The organism is Vibrio splendidus 12E03 (genome assembly GCF_000272105.2).
Classification (GTDB): domain Bacteria; phylum Pseudomonadota; class Gammaproteobacteria; order Enterobacterales; family Vibrionaceae; genus Vibrio; species Vibrio splendidus_I.
The window spans coordinates 63789-78552 of sequence record NZ_AJZD02000268.1 but is presented as its reverse complement, the minus strand read 5'-3'; the positions used below and the strand labels follow the sequence as shown (position 1 = coordinate 78552).

Annotated in this window: 20 protein-coding genes and 1 pseudogene; 2 read left to right on the top strand and 19 right to left on the bottom strand. The window is 43.5% G+C overall.

Features of this window, described 5'->3' with window-relative positions:
* Nucleotides 1-20: 20 nt before the first annotated feature.
* The 7 genes and pseudogenes from A142_RS16800 to A142_RS25210 all read right to left on the bottom strand — a co-directional run bounded on the left by A142_RS16800 (nucleotide 21) and on the right by A142_RS25210 (nucleotide 3997).
* Nucleotides 21-653 (bottom strand): annotated as a pseudogene (locus tag A142_RS16800) (RraA family protein).
* Between the two features lie 2 nt (nucleotides 654-655).
* Nucleotides 656-1069, bottom strand: coding sequence for a GFA family protein (locus A142_RS16795; protein ID WP_019823483.1), 414 nt, complete (start codon nucleotides 1067-1069; stop codon nucleotides 656-658).
* A 425-nt stretch (nucleotides 1070-1494) separates the two neighbouring features.
* Nucleotides 1495-1833: a hypothetical protein gene (locus A142_RS16790; RefSeq protein ID WP_019823479.1), complete on the bottom strand. Its 339-nt coding sequence runs from the start codon at nucleotides 1831-1833 to the stop codon at nucleotides 1495-1497.
* Nucleotides 1834-1993: 160 nt separating this feature from the next.
* Complete coding sequence (locus tag A142_RS16785; protein ID WP_139137190.1) at nucleotides 1994-2602, bottom strand: sugar O-acetyltransferase; 609 nt, start codon at nucleotides 2600-2602, stop codon at nucleotides 1994-1996.
* A gap of 96 nt (nucleotides 2603-2698) precedes the next feature.
* Complete coding sequence (locus tag A142_RS16780) at nucleotides 2699-3073, bottom strand: VOC family protein (protein ID WP_019823475.1); 375 nt, start codon at nucleotides 3071-3073, stop codon at nucleotides 2699-2701.
* A gap of 76 nt (nucleotides 3074-3149) precedes the next feature.
* Nucleotides 3150-3863 (bottom strand): pseudouridine synthase, encoded by a 714-nt coding sequence (locus A142_RS16775; RefSeq protein ID WP_019823473.1) that lies wholly within the window; start codon nucleotides 3861-3863, stop codon nucleotides 3150-3152.
* Nucleotides 3836-3997: a hypothetical protein gene (locus A142_RS25210; RefSeq protein WP_019823472.1), complete on the bottom strand. Its 162-nt coding sequence runs from the start codon at nucleotides 3995-3997 to the stop codon at nucleotides 3836-3838. The genes A142_RS16775 and A142_RS25210 overlap by 28 nt, the downstream gene beginning before the upstream one ends.
* 208 nt (nucleotides 3998-4205) lie before the next feature.
* Between A142_RS25210 and A142_RS16770 the strand changes: the two genes are divergently transcribed.
* The gene (locus A142_RS16770) at nucleotides 4206-4607 is read left to right on the top strand and encodes a YkgJ family cysteine cluster protein (RefSeq protein ID WP_019823470.1); all 402 of its coding nucleotides are present in this window, start codon (nucleotides 4206-4208) and stop codon (nucleotides 4605-4607) included.
* 72 nt (nucleotides 4608-4679) lie between these two features.
* On the opposite strand, the gene A142_RS16765 is transcribed toward A142_RS16770, so the two are convergent.
* From A142_RS16765 to A142_RS16715, 12 genes are all read right to left on the bottom strand, one after another.
* The gene (locus A142_RS16765) at nucleotides 4680-5081 is read right to left on the bottom strand and encodes an NUDIX hydrolase (protein WP_019823468.1); all 402 of its coding nucleotides are present in this window, start codon (nucleotides 5079-5081) and stop codon (nucleotides 4680-4682) included.
* A 229-nt stretch (nucleotides 5082-5310) separates the two neighbouring features.
* A complete protein-coding gene (locus A142_RS16760) occupies nucleotides 5311-5691 on the bottom strand; it encodes an STAS/SEC14 domain-containing protein (protein ID WP_019823466.1) in 381 nt (126 codons plus the stop codon).
* A 111-nt stretch (nucleotides 5692-5802) separates the two neighbouring features.
* Nucleotides 5803-6399, bottom strand: coding sequence for a class I SAM-dependent methyltransferase (locus A142_RS16755; RefSeq protein WP_019823464.1), 597 nt, complete (start codon nucleotides 6397-6399; stop codon nucleotides 5803-5805).
* On the bottom strand, nucleotides 6392-6907 hold the full coding sequence (locus A142_RS16750) for an HAD family hydrolase (protein ID WP_019823463.1): 516 nt from the start codon (nucleotides 6905-6907) through the stop codon (nucleotides 6392-6394). The genes A142_RS16755 and A142_RS16750 overlap by 8 nt, the downstream gene beginning before the upstream one ends.
* A gap of 28 nt (nucleotides 6908-6935) precedes the next feature.
* On the bottom strand, nucleotides 6936-7880 hold the full coding sequence (locus tag A142_RS16745; protein WP_029405531.1) for a D-2-hydroxyacid dehydrogenase family protein: 945 nt from the start codon (nucleotides 7878-7880) through the stop codon (nucleotides 6936-6938).
* Nucleotides 7881-7976: 96 nt separating this feature from the next.
* Entirely contained in the window at nucleotides 7977-8441 is a 465-nt protein-coding gene (locus A142_RS16740; RefSeq protein ID WP_019823462.1) for an ASCH domain-containing protein, read from the bottom strand.
* 262 nt (nucleotides 8442-8703) lie between these two features.
* Nucleotides 8704-9759, bottom strand: a complete 1056-nt coding sequence (gene glpQ / locus A142_RS16735; RefSeq protein WP_019823461.1) for a glycerophosphodiester phosphodiesterase — start codon at nucleotides 9757-9759, stop codon at nucleotides 8704-8706.
* Nucleotides 9760-9836: 77 nt separating this feature from the next.
* The gene (glpT, locus tag A142_RS16730) at nucleotides 9837-11210 is read right to left on the bottom strand and encodes a glycerol-3-phosphate transporter (RefSeq protein WP_019823460.1); all 1374 of its coding nucleotides are present in this window, start codon (nucleotides 11208-11210) and stop codon (nucleotides 9837-9839) included.
* Nucleotides 11211-11712: 502 nt separating this feature from the next.
* Nucleotides 11713-11967, bottom strand: a complete 255-nt coding sequence (locus A142_RS16725) for a DUF3297 family protein (protein WP_017059204.1) — start codon at nucleotides 11965-11967, stop codon at nucleotides 11713-11715.
* A 242-nt stretch (nucleotides 11968-12209) separates the two neighbouring features.
* Nucleotides 12210-12644, bottom strand: coding sequence for a GNAT family N-acetyltransferase (locus tag A142_RS16720; RefSeq protein WP_019823458.1), 435 nt, complete (start codon nucleotides 12642-12644; stop codon nucleotides 12210-12212).
* A gap of 67 nt (nucleotides 12645-12711) precedes the next feature.
* On the bottom strand, nucleotides 12712-12855 hold the full coding sequence (locus A142_RS24985; protein ID WP_158008806.1) for a hypothetical protein: 144 nt from the start codon (nucleotides 12853-12855) through the stop codon (nucleotides 12712-12714).
* A 15-nt stretch (nucleotides 12856-12870) separates the two neighbouring features.
* Complete coding sequence (locus tag A142_RS16715; protein ID WP_019823456.1) at nucleotides 12871-14001, bottom strand: PcfJ domain-containing protein; 1131 nt, start codon at nucleotides 13999-14001, stop codon at nucleotides 12871-12873.
* 235 nt (nucleotides 14002-14236) lie between these two features.
* On the opposite strand from A142_RS16715, the gene A142_RS16710 reads away from it, so the two are divergent.
* Nucleotides 14237-14659, top strand: a complete 423-nt coding sequence (locus A142_RS16710) for a universal stress protein (protein WP_019823455.1) — start codon at nucleotides 14237-14239, stop codon at nucleotides 14657-14659.
* Nucleotides 14660-14764 lie beyond the last annotated feature (105 nt).

Genomic DNA, 14764 nt, shown 5'->3' with positions numbered 1-14764 from the left:
AAAATGCCGCGCATTGCGAATCAGCCTAAAGTGCTTTCAGATTTTTGTTTCGCACACGTTATTGCTTGGGCTATTTTAGCCCTATGACTCGTTTCCCACTCAGCGAGTGTTAATGAAGCTTCGTCACTTGCTTTCTTTGAAGCCATTAGAAACACTTCATCTTTTCTTGATTTAGGAATAACGACAATACCCTCTACATCAGCAACAATGATATCTCCCTTAGAGACCTTTGCTCCCCCGCAAGCGATTGGAACGCCAAATTCAGAATAGACCTCTTTCTTTCCCGGTACTGGATGAACACCTTTCGCAAAAACCGGAAACTTCATATCTGAAATTTCACTCAAATCTCAAATGACACCATCAATAATAAAACCTTTGATACCTCGACTCTTAGCGACTGCGCATACATTACCGCCGGCTACTGCATATTCGCTATCAACTCCATCCACTACAATGATGGAACCTTTTGGTGCTTCGTATATGGCTGAATGAAGCATTAAATTATCACCAGACGTTAACTGGACAGTAAACGCTTCTCCAAAAATTGGCGGCATTCCCTGCCAAAGAGGACCAATACTAAAATTAATAAAGTAGTCGTTACTTAGTATGTTTCCATACTCGGTTGTCGCTAATTTAGAAAAATCTGACTTCATATTTACTCTCCACTTTCAAAGTGGGCAAATACTTCTGCACCAGTCATATTGTGCGTTTCATTTTTAAATTCGTAGTATTTGGGCTTTTCGTCGATGAATATCTGATGAGTTAACTTGTAGTCATCCCCAGACATCAATAAACCGACAGGAAGGTGGTACTGATTATTTGGCACCAAAAAGTAAAACAAGTGAGTACCACATTTACCGCAGAAACCTCTCTCTGCCCAATCTGATGATTTATATCTCACTACATTTGATTCACCTGATATTTTGACGGAATCAGAGCAATCAATAACTAACATCGGACCGCCAGACCAATTTCTACACATACTACAATGACAAGCCCCCAATTCATTACTGGCGTACTCTACTTCCAACTCAACCGAGCCACATAGGCACTTTCCTTTACCTTTCATGAATCCTCCAATCTTTGTAATGTGTGTAAAATTAATAACAGCTAACGCTTTTTATACCGATGACTTAATAAGTAAAGGCTATTTTTTGTTTCCCTTATCCGACAGATACGCGGCGTACTTTTTAGAGATCCATTTATGAATATGAAGCCCTGTTTTACGAAAAAGATACAAATCTATAGCAGCTAGAATCACCAAACCGATTACAGTTCCCATGACAAAACCTCCATGCTCATTGAAATGTCACTCTAACAAATGGTTAAGAAAAGCACCGTGAACCTAAACAAACTATTAAGACTAGATATGGCAGTTGCTTTAACCCTGGAAGAATTACGAGGCATAACGCTTAGCTACGCTGTGAGTGGATGTGTGCCATGTCTGAGTTCGGCACGCGTTTACGAATCAGATTTAAAGGCATGTTATATATTTTACTTACTAATACGCCAAGCCATTACACCACTAGCAATAAGTAAAAATATACCTATCAATCCGACATTAACTGCAAAACTTACTTTATTCGTTTCGTCTTGAAAGTCATTGGTTCGGGACACAAGTTCACGATGAATCATTAACGACAAAAAGTCTTGATTAGCTGGATTGTTACCATCAAATGTAATGCCTGCCAATACAACAAGTAAAACACCGGCATATGCAATGTAGTCAACCAAGTCTATTGTGGATAGGTAATCAAAAAAATTGCGAGAAATTAGCAGAGCTACCGAGATCACAACAAGATAAGCTAAAATCCCTTTGAGAAAACCCTTCATTGAAACTCCCTGTACATATAACAGCTATCAGACATAAAAATTCTGCACTTAACTCCAGAATAATTTTGTCTAGTTTCTAAGATAGACAAGCAATATACAACCAAGCCATTGCATAACAATGGCTTATGTCACAGCTAATTTCAGGCGTGTGAAAAATCGCTTACTTTAGTTCATCTGGAATGCGGCGATCTTTATGGTAATACTCTCGGTCGTGCTCATTGATTTCACGTACCACGCAGCATGGGTTTCCGACTGCGACGACATTAGCTGGGATGTCTTTGGTGACTATGCTGCCCGCTCCGATAACCGAGTTTTCACCAATGGTGACACCGGGAAGTACGACGGTGTGCGCGCCAAGCCATACGTTGTTGCCAATACGAACGGGGATATTGAACTGCGCTGCTTTTAGCCTGAGTTCAGGGCTGATGGGATGTGTGCCAGTGGCGATGGTCACGTTAGGCGCAATCATCACGTTGTCGCCGATGAATACGTCTGTGTCGTCGACCAAAGTTAAATTGAAGTTCACGTATACGTTGTTGCCTAGGTGCGTGTGACGCCCCCAGTTCGCGCGTAACGGCGGCTCGATGTAGCAGCCCTCACCGACTTCGGCGAACAGTTGCTTCATGATTTGTTGTCGTTTATCCCCTTCACTAGGACGAGTGTGGTTAAAATCGTATAGCACTTCTAAGCATTGAGTTTGCTCAGCAACCAAATCAACGTCGTCACAGTAGTAAACGTCTTGGCTGTGCATTTTAGCCTTTATATCCATGTTTGAACCTATTTGATCATTGCCTTATGTCGGCATAAATAAAGAAACAGATGAATAATTTGAAGCTTTCACTGGCCTCAATGCAAGTTGGAGGAATTAACCCGGCCTGATGTTTTCAGCCACACGCCACAGCACACCACTTGGGTCAGTGATACAAAACTCAAGCATTCCCCAAGGCTGCTCAACAACCTCGGAAACAGTAACTTCAAATTCCGACACTACATTAGAGTTTTGGATGTGTTGATACCAACTTTTTACGTCTTCAACCAGCAAGTGCATCATGTAATTGTGACAGTGCGCAGGTTCATAAAAGTTTTGCAGAAGGAACGCACAACTGCCGTGACGCAGATAGGCGATATCTTGAAATTCAGACATCACTTCGAAGCCGATTGACTGGTAAAAACGCTTGGATAAAACGAAGTCTCTCGCGGGTACGAAAGACTTAATTTCTGAGACTTTTAGGTTTTCCATCCTACATCCTTATAGTGTTGGTATTCTGGTGCAACACGCTCAACGCTTTAAGTGGTTACGGCGTTCATTTAGAGCTCTATTGAAATGAGTCGACTTCGGCCTGGGTTAAATAACGCCACTGACCTACTTCAACATCTAAACGAACATCACCAATCTGTTCACGGTGAAGGCCAACAACTCGGTTACCTACTACGGCAAACATTCGTTTTACTTGATGAAACTTACCTTCTGTAATGGTCAACAGCACTTCTTTACTGGTAATCACTTCGAGCTCTGCCGGACGCGTCAGTTTTTGCTCGCCTTGCAATTGAATGCCCGCTTTGAACTTGTCAGCGACATCATCTTTGATATCTCGTGACAATGTCACGCGGTACACCTTCTTACATGACTTGGTTGGCAGCGTGATATTGAATGACCATCGCCCATCATCGGTAATCAAAACTAAGCCTGTAGTGTCAGCATCTAAGCGCCCTGCGATGTGCAGTTCTGATGCTTTTTCTATCTCGATGTAGTTAAAGAGTGAAGGATAAACTTCATCGATATTAGAGCAGATAGTACCCGCAGGCTTGTGCATTAGGAGGTATCGAAATTCACGCAACTTAAGCGGAGTGCCATTTAACAAGATGGTGTTGCTTTCATGAACCTGAGTCGATTCATCGGTCACAGCCTCACTGTTTACGTTCACCTCGCCATTATGGATGCGTTCAATCGCTTCAGGCTTGGTTAGGTCAGTGCTTTTACATAGGTATTTATCAAGGCGCATTAATCGTCGGCACCACATTTTGCGCATGGCTTGTAAGTACGTTCGCCTTGAGCAATCACCACATAGTCTCGAACGCAGTTATCACATAGCGCCAACTTTGGGTAAGCGTCTCTCTGTTTCTTTGCGTTGATGTTGCCTTCGGTGGTGTATACGATTCTCATTTTGATGCCTTGTTTTAATAACTTGCTAGGCGCAAATTGTATCACTGTTTACAGCCTTGTTTGGAGTGGTGGTGCATAGATAAATTGATTTTAAGCGCCGTCATTCCATGTTCTCGCCCCGTAACGGCTTAACCATGAACAACAAAGTCAACGTGCCACGCCTATCAGTGGTAAAATGATAAAAGCTCACCAACCAATGAAGTCACTAATGAAAAATTGTAATCAATGCGGGAAATGCTGTATCAAATACGGAGATGGTGACCTTGCCGCAACGCAAGAAGAGATCGATTTGTGGGAGCTGTTCAACCCAGACATCTTCGAATATGTTCGAGGAAGCGAGATATGGTTTGATCCTGAATCTGGCGAACGTTTAACTCGATGCCCTTTTCTGGAGCTAGTTCCGACGAAAGACACCAAGGCTCAAGCCAAGTACACATGCAGTATTTACTTAGACCGACCAGAAGATTGCCGACATTACCCAAGCCTAATTAATGAGATGGTACGAGATGAATGTGAAATGATTGAGGTGGTGGATTTACAAGACACGAAGAAAGCTCAAAGGAAACTCGACCTGTTGATGAAAGACAGCCGCCTTTCAAGCTATTCGTAAGCGATGATCTTTTGAAGATCAATTTTCAGCATTAGCTAATATGCACTAATACAGCTGATAGATGCTAAAACCTCAAGACAAATACTGGTTCGCTTCTAACCAATCAAGCGCAACCAGTGCTGCCAATGAACATACCGCTCTGTCGTTGCCATCAACAAACTTAAGTTCTTCGATTTCGGCGTCTGGAGACAGTTCACCAATATAATCAGCAAGATAACAAGTCAATTGCACTGATACGCCTTCCGCTTTGCCATCAGCTTGGCCTGTAAACGTCTCGACGTATTTGATGGAATCAGGCACTAAATCGACTGAGATCTCTTCTTTGATTTCGCGAACCAGTGCTTGCTCATCACTTTCGCCTGCTTCGCGCTTTCCGCCCGGCAAGTAGAACAGCTCTTTGCCTTTTGATCTCACCATCAACAGCTTGCCGTCTTTGATGAATATCCAAGCCAGCTTATCAATTATCTTATGCATGTCGTTAGACCTTATTTCTGTTTTAGTTCTCGTTATTACTGAATCTGGCCGCGCTATTAGTTACGACCAAACCAAGCCTGGGTATGTTACACGCTGGAGTGAATATACTCTATTGAATCGAATAGGAAATATCATCGCCAAAACGAAAAATGACAGCCTAAGAGACGATACTCGTCAACTGTCATTGGCGTTGTTTACTGATTACCCAGTAGTTGTCCGAAAAAGAGTATCAGTCGACCAACCACTTAAGCGCAGAGTCATGGTCTTCGAATGACTTAATCTCACCGGACACAAACCAGCTCCCTACTTTTGAAGCGAATTCTTGCCAGCTTTTATCACCATAAATCGCGATTTTGTCTATCTTCGAATTGAGCTCTAATCCCAGTTTGAAATCATCCCAAGCAGCACGCAACTCCCAACCCGTTAAGGTGGAGATGTCGACCAGCATCTTGAGTTTAGATGAATCGAGTTCTTCTAGCGTAGTACTTAGAATTGGCATCATTGCTTGATAGTCATCGTGTGTGAGTTTGCCTTTCGCTTTAAACACAACGATGGTTTCACCGCTAACACGTTCAATTCCAACTGATATTCCGTGACGTTCGATACTCATAACCTAGCCCTCATAGTGGAAACTAGAGTTAGCTTAGAGGATTAAACAACACAGAGATGAGAAGTTGGCGTCAAAACAGGCAAGCATCCGAACGAGTTTTAGTTACTGACTTTAACGACGCTTAATCGCAACGACCGAGTAAGTGTGCCAATGCTTCATCCTACCCAGCGACGTGAGTGCTTGTTCGTCTCGCTCATGGAATCGTACTATCTCAAAGTCGTTGAATAAGCTAAGTACTTTGGATTTTGTTAACGGCGTTGTTGGGGTTCGATAGCCATGTGCCCAACTGTCATCGACGCCCATGAAGTCGCCTGCGAATACACCACCGATTTCAAGACAGTTTTCAATATTGTGCCAAACCCCGTCAAAACGGGTTGGGTCAGCAAAAAACAGACTCGAATTGGCAATCACTACGCCAGATTTAGGGTAATCATAGTGTTCAAATCCATTTTCAGATATCTCGACCGAAGCTTTGCGACCCAAACGATCCCGACATAGTGCAATCGAATCAGGATTAACGTCGAAACCATACACTTGATACGCTTGCTGTTCTAAAAAAGCGATGTCACTACCTGTTCCACAACCACAATCAATCGCAACATTTAAACCTGACTCATTCAGTTTAATTGCGTATTCAGTTCTCTTTAAATGAGGTTTGCTTAGTGCCTTTTGATAATACTGACGCCAGATCTCAGAGTGATCATCCATGGTACTTCTCCAATAGTTCACTTAGGCTTTGAACTTGTACGATATTCGGATGCTCTGACTTAAGAACAGTGCCTTCTGTGTTCAACCACACAACGTGTAAACCACTCGCTAACGCAGCGTAGATGTCTTTTTCGAGAGTGTCTCCAATCATCGTCACATCCTGAGCTTGAACACCTAACTGTGTAATGATTGCAGGATAAAAATCAGAATCGTATTTGGATACGCCAAGACTCGCCTTGCAGAAATAACCGGAGAGATATTGAGACAGACCAACTCGTTCAAACGCTTGAATAATGTCTTGTTCTGTCAAGTCACCGGCATTAGTGGCAACATAGACTTGATGATTTTTGGAGAGTTCAGCCAGTAATACACGAGCACCACTCACTTCTTGTACGGTTTCCCAGTCACACATCTTCCCTTGTGCGTCTGGGAAATCGACCATCAGCGTATTGCCCCAGTCGAATAAGACTACTTCTGTTAATTCGATTGGCTTCGTCGTCTTGTTCATCTTGCCTCCTGCATTGGTCATAACTCTTCTACAAGCTATCTTTTTGATAGAACAGAATATTGTCGAAGGCGATATCGAAGTAGAGTTCGTAGCTATTTTGTTCAACATAGCCCAAATGTGGCGTTGCCGTGACGTTTGTTAAGGACAGTAACGGTTCAGTGTTCTCTGTTACAGGCTCACAATCGAACACATCAATAGCGGCAGTTTTGGTCGGTATCTCGTGTAGTTCATGATACAAGGCCATCGGTTCGACTAACTCGGCACGGCTGATGTTCACAAACAGTGAGTCCGGCTTCATCAAGCTGAGGTCGTATGCCGTAACACATCCTCTGGTCACATCATTCAAACGCAAATGCAAAGAAAGAACATCAACTTCTCGAAAGAAGTCTTGTTTGGTTGCTGCTGCTTCGAAGCCATCTGCTTGTGCTTGATCGCGTGAAGCTTGGCTCCCCCACACTACGACAGACATCCCAAATGCTTGGGCGTATTGTGCAATGCATTTTCCGATTTTTCCGTAGCCCCAAATACCTAGCTTCAAGTCCTTCAAAGTTCGACCTAACCCTAATGAGCCAGAATCCTGCCACTGGTTCTGTTTAAGGTTTGAAGCATAAGTCGGAATGTGGCGCGATGCAGTCATAATCAACGCCCAACATAGCTCGGAGGGCGCAACAGGCGAGCCTCGACCTTCTAAAACGGTAACACCAAATCGTTCGCACATTTGCGGGTCGATATGGTTGCTCACTTTGCCCGTCTGGCTAATCAGCTTGAGGTTGGGGAGTTGTGATAACAAAGATTCGGTGATCTCGGTTCTTTCACGAATGAGCACAATGGCTTCAAACGAGACCAACTTAGCGACGAGCTCTTGCTCTGAGTAAGTATCGGTAAATACCGTGACATCATATTGTTCAAGTTTCTGGAAACAGTTGAGGTCTTTAACGACGTTCTGATAGTCATCCAATATCGCTATCTTCACATCACTCTCCTTGTGATTGTTAGTTATCTTGTATTGGTCAAATGAAGGCTAAAGTGCCATGCCTTCCGATTCAACACATCACGAGCGGGGACTTCACTATTGATAAACCACTTTGAAGCGTTCCAACATAAGTAACATGTCTTCACTTGGTGAGATCTTGAGCTCTTCACATTCACGAGAGAAGAAGTTCCAGTGCGCTTCTCGCCACCATTCAAGTGTTTTATCACCCTCGCCTTCGGCGGCAGCAAACTCAGCAGTAACTTCGTTGTATTTGCACTGTGAGACTGAAGTGATCTCTACAATGCAAACCGGTTTGCCATCCCAGTCAGTGACGACTTGTAAATGCCCTACGACAGGCATCACTTCTCCTTCATGGCTGTACCAATATTCAAGGCTGCAGGACGCTTGTTTTTCACCTTTGAGAATCAACTGAGCGCAGAGGTTGGCGTTGTATTCATCAGCACAGTAATAGTCGGCACTGAAAGAGGTGTATTGCGAAGCAACTTCTGCTGGCAATGTGTTGAGGTAGCTATCAAGATAAGCTTCGCTTCTTTGTTCCATGATCTTTCCAAATTCAATATTAGGTTGAACCGATAAACACTTATAGATTAAGCATCTGGCTGCATTGGGAGTAACCTATCAAGTCAGGTTATTGCTGTAAACCGAGTGAATATCAAAATGTGGGCTGAGAAAGAAGAATATCGGAAGGATTTCGAGGCCAATACAAAAAGATCCAAAAAGTGAAAGAAGAGCCAAAAACAGCTTTAGTGTGTGCTTTTGGCTCTGAATATCTCGTTACTAATAGCTCGTAACTGACAGGATACTAACGGTTCAAGAAGTCGACCGCTTTGTCTGGGAAGTCGGTAAACACACCATCGACTTTCACTTGGTTGTAGAAGACATCCAACATGCCATCAAAATTATCGGCATAAGCTGGGATTCTTCCTGGGTCGGCACGGAACGTGTACGGGTGAACGTCTAAGCCCGCTTCTTTTGCTGATTTCATTAACGGTTTAATAATGATGTTATTTTTGGTCGATGCATCGTCTACCAACATTGGCTTCCAAGGACCAATTCCTTCCGCATAAGTCGCCACTTTTTCCATGCCACCAGCTTCAAACATCCAGTCATAACTGTAAGGCGTTGCTTTGTCACCTTGGTACGTCATGGTTTCATTCCAATCTGTATAGGCCATCAACTGAACGAGCTTAAGATCCATTTCCATCGCATGCATGAGCTCATCGTTAATACGTTGAAGTTCATTGGCGTCGAAACACTGCAAATACACTTTGTCGCCTTTCGATAGGTAACCATATTGATGCAAGGTCGCAAGTACCGCTTTGGAGATGTCTTTGCCTTCGTGACGATGGAACCAAGGTGCTTTGATTTCTGGGTAGATACCCACGTTATAACCAAGGGTCTTATTCAAGCCTTGGATCAGCTCGATTTCTTCAGCAAAGGTAGCGACACGGAAATCAGACTGCCACATTGGGAAGCGCGTTGGGTACCCTGCTACTCTATTACCTTGTTCATCTAAGTTAAAGCCTTCGGTCACCTTTAATGATTTGATCTCAGCGAGCGTAAAATCAATCGCGTAATAGCGGCCATCTTTACGAGCGCGTGTTGGAAAGCGATCCGCGACATCGGTGACTCGGTCTAGATAGTGATCATGCAAAACCACCAATTGGTCGTCTTTGGTCATCACGACATCTTGTTCGATGTAGTCAGGTTTCATCGCATAAGCGAGCGCTTTAGCGGGCAATGTGTGTTCAGGCAAATAACCAGAAGCACCGCGATGCGCAATCACTAAAGGATCGGCGAATACATTTGCAGATAAGCTTAGTGCTAATAAGGTCAGAGACAGTGACGTTGTTTTCATTATTGTTTCCCTTGATAAAACAGAAGCAGGATATACCTGCCTCTGTTGTTATTTATAGATGTGATTCAGTAAATACACTACTGAGCTAGCGCTTCTTTCTCTCGTTCAAGATCTTTTTGTTTATGGTGCGCACGCTCACCTAAAAAGGCGTACAGCAGACAGATTATTGAAGCCACACAAGCGCCGACCAAAATAATGAAGCCGCCATCCCAACCGTAATGGTCAACCATAAAACCGAGTATTGCGTTCGCAGCAACCGCGCCACCTAAGTAACCAAACAAACCAGTTAGACCAGCAGCTGTACCCGCCGCTTTCTTAGGTGCAAGTTCCAGTGCATACAAGCCGATCAGCATTACAGGGCCATAGATAAGGAAACCAATCGCAACCAATGCCAACATATCAACCGTTGGGTTACCTGCTGGGTTCAGCCAGTACACCAACACAGCAACAGTCACGAGTACCATGAACAGGATCCCTGCTGGTGCACGTCGGCCTTTAAACAACTTATCTGAAATCCAACCACACAATAAAGTGCCAGGAATACCTGCCCACTCGTACAAGAAGTAAGCCCAAGACGATTTATCTACTGAGAAGTCTTTCGCTTCTTTTAAGTAAACCGGAGCCCAATCGAGTACACCATAACGGATAAGGTAAACAAACGCGTTAGCAATCGCGATTGACCACAACAGTTTGTTAGAGAAAACGTACTTAAAGAAGATCTCTTTCGCCGTCATTTCTTTCTCATGAGACGTATCGTAGTCGTCTGGGTAATCGTCTTTGTGCTCTTCAATTGGAGGTAGACCACAAGACTGAGGCGTATCTCTTACTGTGAACCAAACAAAAATAGCAACGAGAGTGGCAAAAAATGCAGGAACATAAAAAGCGGTTCGCCAATCGTCATTGAAAGCCCATAGACCCAACAGGAACATTGGACCAATTAATCCACCGCCCACGTTGTGAGCAACGTTCCATACCGATACGATCTCACCACGTTCTTTTCGTGACCACCAGTGAACCATGGTTCGCCCACAAGCTGGCCAGCCCATGCCCTGAAACCAACCATTCAAGAACAGCAGGATAAACATCGCAGTGATGCTTCCTGTCGCCCATGGCATGAAACCAAAGCAGAACATGACCAATGCCGACATTAACAAGCCGCCACTGAGGAAATAACGAGGATTAGAACGATCAGAAACGCTACCCATTAAAAATTTAGATAGACCGTAAGCAATGGAAACTGCGGCCAAAGCAACCCCGAGCTCTCCGCGACTGTATCCTTGTTCAATAAGATATGGCATCGCCAAACTGAAGTTTTTGCGGACTAAATAGTATCCCGCATAACCAACAAAAATGCCGAGAAAAAGCTGCCATCGTAATCGTGTATAGGTGCTATCGATCTTATCGGTAGATAAGCGATCGATATGCGCCATAGGTTTGAATATTCCAAACATAGGAACCTCATGTGTATTGGGCGATAGAAATAAAAATGCTCGAACGAAAAAATTTAGCGCTCATTCGAAAGTCAGGGCATTGTATGTGCTTCAGGATTAATTTCTGTGATAGAGGTAGTCATTAACAAAAAATAACTTTAAATACAGCATATTAGTTTCATTTAATTAGACTACGCTTCATATTTTTGTTTGTATCTGGTTAATTAAACATCAGAACTTTCGAGAGTGAACAAACCAAAAAAGAGCGAGCGAACATAAATCAACCAACAACAACTTTGTTATTAATGCGAATGCATAGTGAATAACAACAATTTTGGTAGAGTCTGTGGAGTTATGAAGGTGGTTTGGGCTATTAGTTAAAGAAGTTCGCCAAAATCAATGCAAACAAAAAGGGTCTAGATTTCTCTAGACCCTTTTAGGTAATAACGCTTGGTGGCTTTATGTTGGCTAATTAAGCAAACATAGCTATTTACTCGAAGTATTAGCTAGCCACACGAAGTGATTATGCGTCGATGTAAAAAGCTTCTACAGTGCCTTTTAGAGTAATAAGCATTGGCTGACCAAAACGATCTAGCGCTTTTGGAGAAGGGATCTTAACCCAACCTTCGCTGATGCAGTATTCTTCAACATCAGTACGCTCTTTACCATTTAGACGAATGCCGATTGGGTATTCGAAACACTCAGCAACGTGGTGTGGGCTGCGTGGGTTGCCTGCAAGATGATCTGGTAAAGCTGGTCTTGAATTAGTATCGCTCATGTTCATTACCTGTATGTACGTAAATAAAAAAAGTGCGTCATTCTAGTCAATATAGGCTTTGTGCTCAACAACTGCTGCAATAAATCGTCTTGATCGTTTTAATCAACAGCTAGTTGTTTGATTTAAACGCGATATCGGCATGAGTTTCAACGAAAATTTAACAGGTTTATGCATTATGGATGAAAGGGAGAAATTCATTACTCGAACGGCAGATAAACTAATATCAGGCTTTTATTCCGAGCTTATCGATTAAGCTCAATACTCATCACTTTATGGTTCGGTTCTGATTCGATATTTACGATTGACCAACCTAGCCCTTGGTAGAGACCCATGATATTGGTGTACGCGTAGAGTTGAGTTTGCACTGCAGAAGAAACCTGTCTGACACCACGATTAATCAGTTCACTGGCAATGCCTTGACCGCGCCATTGAGGGGCGACGAACACGGCGTTGATCCACACTACATCACGAACTTGGTGAGGTTCTTGAAAATAGGAATACGCCAAGCCACCAATGACCACATTATCGCGAAGTACTGTTATTACTGGAGGGAGTTGTACGTTTTCTTTATAGGTATCTTTAAACTTGAAATCAGACCATTCGCTTTGAAATAAGTCCTCTAACTCATGCCAATAAGGTGAGCTTTCATCGCAATTTCTAAAGATTACTTTCTGCATTTTTTCCGTCCTTTGAAAGGGTGTGATTCGGCTATCCTAGCCTTTTTCAATCTAAGTGTAGGTAAAGCTACTCTTCTTCGTCGTAATCGCCTGCTGGGTCTTGATTGATTTCTTCGCCGCATCCTAGGCATTCACCTTGTAGATCCGTAGGCATCACAATAATCAAACCACAATGCGGGCATAAATCACCTTGTTGATACATATGAGTCATTCCTTTACTTCACTGCTATTGCTTAGGATATTTTTGCTTACTCGCTTCTAACCAGTCGTGAATCACTTGGCGAGCGGATTCCGACGGCGGTGCATTCCGCTTTCCGCAGATTTGGTCTATTTCAAAAGGGAATGCTTTGCTCGGAACGCGGCGTAAACCTATGGTTAAGCGCTGAGGCTTGAGCATGCGGAACACCACATAACGATCGCTCATGATTCGGTTGTGATACACGCCAATACAGTGCTTCTGCTCTATACCTTCGTGTTCAAGGTCATAATAATCCGTGAGCGGATGAATGTTGTCATTGCCGAGCAAAGGAACGGGATAAGGGATGTCTTTATCCATTGGGCGATTGCCTTCCAAACGACGTAATTGGCGTTGCTCCGTCCAGCGATCATGCAGTTGTTCAAACATCGCAAAAGAGTTCTGACTGGTAATCGCGCGCAGTGGATCATCCATCTCCAAATCTTGCCCTAGCAATATCGCATCTTGGAACATCGCCATCTTCGACGGTGCATTAAGTCTGCCCTCTTCCACCATTGCAATCCCTAATCGGCTACCAGTAAGAAATGGATGAACTTGATCCAAACGCAGGGCTGTGTATCCAACTTTTGAGTAGTGCTTAAACTTAAGGACTCGTCTTTGTAACGGCTCGAGAATGCGAACAATGTGGTCGAGTTCATCACCAACGTTGTAATGAAGCTCTAGCTTGTCGATGAATTTGAGTGTCGCCTTGCTGCTGTCTAAACCCAACTTAGCAAGGATCTTCTTCTGCCCTAAGCGACTCAGTGCCAATGCTTTCTTGTTGTCGACGCTGTGCTTCATACAGATCAAAGCCAAAATAACAGGCCTTAATTCAAGCAATTGCGCGGCTTCATAGGTATTCGCGGCAAGCCACAGCATCTGGTATTGGTATTCTGGAAAGTCGTCGGTGATTTCACGATAGCGCGCAGGTAATGAATTTAGCCAACGACCATTCACGTCAAACTGCTCAACAAGGTTGAGGCTCAGCCCAATGCCCCCATCAAGCGGTCGTCTACCATCGTCAAACACATGAAAGCCGACGAGCTTTTGAGACCAGTCTCGGATCTCAATGTCGTAGTCGAAACCTAATGTTCGAGTGGGAATGGTTAGTAGTGCTGTCATTAATGCCTCTTCGTTATTGGCGCATTGAACTATCAAGCCTATCTAACAGCATAAGCTAGCGCTTCAACCACTATATCAACCTTTTGTAAATTTCTTATCAATCAAAGCGATATAAATACGATAGTGCTTAGAAGAACATTGAATGATGATTTTACGCAATATGAGATCTCTTCGATATCATTTGCGCCAACAGAAACTATGCTTGTTACATAACTCACAACAAGAGGCTTTAATTATGGATTACCGACATATTCTGGTCGCACTTGAACTGTCTGACGACACCAAGATTCTCATTGATAGAGCGACCTTCTTCGCTGATAAACTGGAGGCTGGCATTTCGTTTGTTTATATCGATGGTACGCATGGAGAAATTTATCCAGAACTCGTTGATATTCAAGGAAATGACGGTGATTTACCCATCAATGAAGATGCCGTTAAGCATTTAAGAGAGTTTGAGGCGTACGCCAAGCACCCAATCAAGCACATTTTCGTGGGAACCGGTGACTTGAACGATAAGCTCAAAAATGCCATCGAAGTAAACGGCGTTGACCTATTGCTATGTGGCCATCACCATGATTTTTGGCATAAGCTCATCTCCCATTCTAAACAGATCATCGATACTTCCCCTATCGATATTCTCGTTGTTCCTATGGAATAGAAGCTGCAGTTCGACACTCAAAACTAGCCTGCATTACCAACCTCTATCGGTATTATTGGTTGGCTTGATACCCTCTTCAACACCCTGATCCTGACCGAAATCTGC